The following is a 3,598-nucleotide window of genomic DNA, read 5'->3' as shown; positions in this document are numbered from 1 at the left end:
CGACGCCCGTGCCGCCAGGATCAGCAATGAACTGGACGAAGCGCGCCGGCTGCGCGAGGAGGCCCAGCAGCTGCTCGGCCAGTACCAGCGCAAGCGCAAGGAAGCCGAGCAGGAGGCCGCCGACATCGTCGCTGCCGCCAAGCGCGAAGCCGACATGCTTGCCGCCGACGCGCATAAGAAGACCGAGGACTATGTCGTCAGGCGCACCGCGCTTGCCGAACAGAAGATCGGTCAGGCCGAGCGTGATGCCATCAGCGAAGTGCGCGCCAGCGCCGTCGACATCGCCGTCGAGGCAGCACGCGCGCTGCTTGCCGGCAAGATCGACGCCAAGGCCGGTGCAGATCTGTTCAAGGCTTCGCTCGCGGACGTGAAGTCGAAGCTGAATTAGGCGGTTCGTCTAGCCAGTCATCGAAAGCCGCCCGGGCAACCCGGCGGCTTTTTTGTTGCGGCGCTGAAGCTGCCAATCTCCCCCCTCGTGGGGGAGATGCCCGGCAGGGCAGAGGGGGGCGTGAAGGAACGCTAACCTTTGTTGTCCTAAGGTCTATCGGGACAAGCCTGAGGGCATAACTGCAATCGATTGAGAGGCCGGCGGGACAGCGCCCCCCTCTGTCCTACCGGACATCTCCCCCACAAGGGGGGAGATTGGCTTGTCGTCGTCGTCGCTCAATCCAGCCCGGCGAAGCTCTCTTCTTCCACCACGTCCACCTCGGCCCCACCCAGCCGGAATGGCGCAAACGACACGCGGTGCAGCCGCGCCACCGGGCCATGCGCTTCGATCGCGGTGCGATGACGAACCGTGGCGTAGCCCATATGGACTTCGAACCCGTAGCGGTCGTGATGGTTGCCGCAGCCGCACATCATGCGGTCGCGCATCACCTTGGCGACGATCGAGGCGGCGGCGATCGACTGCGAACGCTGGTCGCCCTTGATCAGCGCGCGCCCTTCACAAGGCAGTCCCGGCGGCACGTCGCGTCCATCGGCAAGCGCAAGCTTCGGCCGGACCGACAGCCCTACCAGCGCGCGCCGCATGGCTTCCAGGCTTGCCTTGAGGATGTTGCTGCCGTCGATGCCCTCGGCGCTGATGGAGGCCATCGAGACCGCCTGTGCGGAGCCGAGAATGCGCAGGAACAGGGCCTCACGCTGTAAATGGCTGAGGCGTTTGGAATCGTCGAGGCCGTCGGGAATGTTGGCGGGATCGAGCACCACCGCTGCGGCGACCACCGGCCCGGCCAGGGGGCCGCGGCCTGCCTCGTCCATCCCGGCGACCGGCCACAGGCCCTCCGCCATCGCCTTCGTCTCGAAGGAGAAGTCGGGCTTCTCGATGATCTCAAAGAGAGGCGGAGAATCAGAACGCGCGCGAGCCATGTTGCGGCGAGGTTCGCATCGGCTCCGATTCTCCGCAAGTCCCTCCGGGTCGGGTGGGGCGCCGGACCGGGAGGGCACCGTCTGCAGGCCGGGGCAGGCCGGACGGGATTCTTGGTGCGCGACGGATCAATCCATCGCGACGAATTGTCTCTTCAAAGCAGCGTCAGTTGCACCTGGTCTTTCCCGGCGGCAACGAACTGATCGGTCCGCAGCGTGCGCCGTTCGGCATTGAGACCAAGCCGCTTGGCTGTGATCTCGAAGCGCCGGCCGATCTGCCAGGCATAGGGACCGGCGCCCTTCATGCGCTTGCCCCATTCCGAATCGTAGTCTTTGCCGTCACGCATGGAGCGGACAAGCGACATCACATGGCGGTAACGGTCGGGATAATGGCGCAGCAGCCAGTCCTTGAAGATCGGGCTGACCTCCAGCGGCAGCCGCAGGATCACATAACCCGCCTCGCGCGCGCCGGCCGCACGTGCCGAATCGAGGATGCGTTCCATCTCCGGATCAGTCAGGCCCGGAATGATCGGAGCCACCATGACCGACGCCGGAATGCCGGCATCCGAAAGCTGCCGGATCGCTTCCAGCCGCTTGGTCGGCGTCGACGCGCGCGGCTCCATGGTGCGCGCCAGCATGCGGTCGAGCGTCGTCACCGACAGCGCCACCTTGGCGAGCCCTCGTTCGGCCATGCGCGACAGGATATCGATATCGCGCGTCACCAGGGCGGACTTTGTCACGATGCCGACCGGATGGCCGCGCGCTTCCAGCACTTCGAGGATTTCGCGCATGATCCGGTATTGCTTCTCGATCGGCTGGTAGGGGTCGGTGTTGGTGCCGATGGCGATGGTGCGCGGCTGATAGCTGTCCTTCGAAAGCTCCTTGTCGAGCAAGCGCGCCGCATCAGGTTTGGCGAACAGCTTCGATTCGAAATCCAGACCCGGCGACAGGCCCATGAACGCGTGCGTCGGGCGGGCAAAGCAATAGACGCAGCCATGCTCGCAGCCGCGATAAGGGTTGATGGAACGGTCGAAGGAAATGTCGGGCGATTCGTTGCGGGTGATGATGGTGCGCGGCTTCTCGACCTGCACTTCGGTCTTGAAGGGGGGCAGTTCTTCCAGCGAATTCCAGCCATCGTCGAACACGTGCCGGCTGACTGGCTCGAATCGGCCGGACGGGTTGATGCCGGCCGACCTGCCGCGGTTGCGGTCCGGGCGGACACGCATGCCGCTCTGCTCGACCATCGCATTGGCCATCTCGGCTCTTCCTGCTCCGAAAGCTGCAATGTCGGCGCGCACGATCTGTTCCATTTTCGCCCGCTCCCAGGGACTGTCCGTGTTGTGTCGAATCGCTCTGTTCATGAAATTATTCCTATTTCATCGATGAGAACAAAGCAAGAACTTTCTATGGTGCGATGCAAAACTGGCGCTGTGCGGCGCTTTCCGCTATTCGGCTAAGGATGCTCAGTGTTCTCATCGAAACCCGCAATGACGAGGAGGGCCTCGCCCGCACGCTCGCCTCGCTGATTGGCGGCGCGGTCGAAGGCGTGGTGCGTGAAGTCATCGTCTGCGACACAGGCTCCGCCGACCAGACGCATCGTGTGGCCGAGCATGCCGGCTGTCAGTACGTGACCGGCGGTGTCGCTGCCGGCATCCGCCAGGCCAAGGGGGACTGGTTGCTGCTCCTGGAACCGGGCGCGCGGTTGGTGGAGGGCTGGATCGATGAGGTTGTCGCGCATACGGCCAGGCAGACCATGGCCGCACGGTTTTCGCGCACGCGGGCCAGCCGCACGCCATTCCTGGCACGGGTCTTTTCGGGAAACCGCGCCCTGGCCGACGGATTGCTGATCAGCAAGCGTCAGGCGGCGGCCGCGGCCAAGAGTGCCGGCAGTGCTGAGGCCATCGCCCGCGGCCTCGCAACGAAGCGGCTCGACGCCGAGATCTGGATGGCGCCCGCCAAGCAGGAACGCCGCTCCTCGACATGATTTTTTGCAGCTGCTCAGGCCATTGTGCATTGCACAAAATCTGACGCGGGGTTAGCGTCCGTTCAAGCGGGAATTGGGTTTGGGACATGCCGAGTGGCGAGCACCGATGCGGCATCGGTGGTGCTCTCATAGCCGAGGACCCAATGAAGCTTTCAACCCCCGACACATCCGGCGCGGCCAGTCTCGAGGCTATTGCGCGCGACGGCAGTCTGTTGCGACGCATCGCGGTGCGCATTCCGACCTATCTCAAGG

The 3,598-nt window shown here is 64.5% G+C and carries 4 protein-coding genes; 2 read left to right on the top strand and 2 right to left on the bottom strand.

Going from position 1 to position 3,598, the window contains the following annotated elements:
• Positions 1–388 (top strand): ATP F0F1 synthase subunit B (locus EN884_RS29530; protein ID WP_128360899.1); only part of this gene is annotated, 388 nt, incomplete at its 5' end.
• 275 nt (positions 389–663) lie between these two features.
• Here EN884_RS29530 and EN884_RS29525 read toward each other — a convergent pair.
• The gene (locus EN884_RS29525) at positions 664–1,365 is read right to left on the bottom strand and encodes a ribonuclease HII (RefSeq protein ID WP_027164182.1); all 702 of its coding nucleotides are present in this window, start codon (positions 1,363–1,365) and stop codon (positions 664–666) included.
• A gap of 152 nt (positions 1,366–1,517) precedes the next feature.
• A complete protein-coding gene (locus EN884_RS29520) occupies positions 1,518–2,672 on the bottom strand; it encodes a PA0069 family radical SAM protein (protein ID WP_023808673.1) in 1,155 nt (384 codons plus the stop codon).
• A gap of 149 nt (positions 2,673–2,821) precedes the next feature.
• Between EN884_RS29520 and EN884_RS29515 the strand changes: the two genes are divergently transcribed.
• Positions 2,822–3,346, top strand: a complete 525-nt coding sequence (locus EN884_RS29515; RefSeq protein ID WP_063167649.1) for a glycosyltransferase — start codon at positions 2,822–2,824, stop codon at positions 3,344–3,346.
• Positions 3,347–3,598 lie beyond the last annotated feature (252 nt).

Origin of the sequence: Mesorhizobium sp. M7A.F.Ca.AU.001.01.1.1 (assembly GCF_004022735.1) — a bacterium.
GTDB classification, from domain to species: domain Bacteria; phylum Pseudomonadota; class Alphaproteobacteria; order Rhizobiales; family Rhizobiaceae; genus Mesorhizobium; species Mesorhizobium ciceri.
The sequence above is the reverse complement of the archived record's forward strand: the minus strand, read 5'-3'. Positions and strand labels throughout refer to the sequence as shown.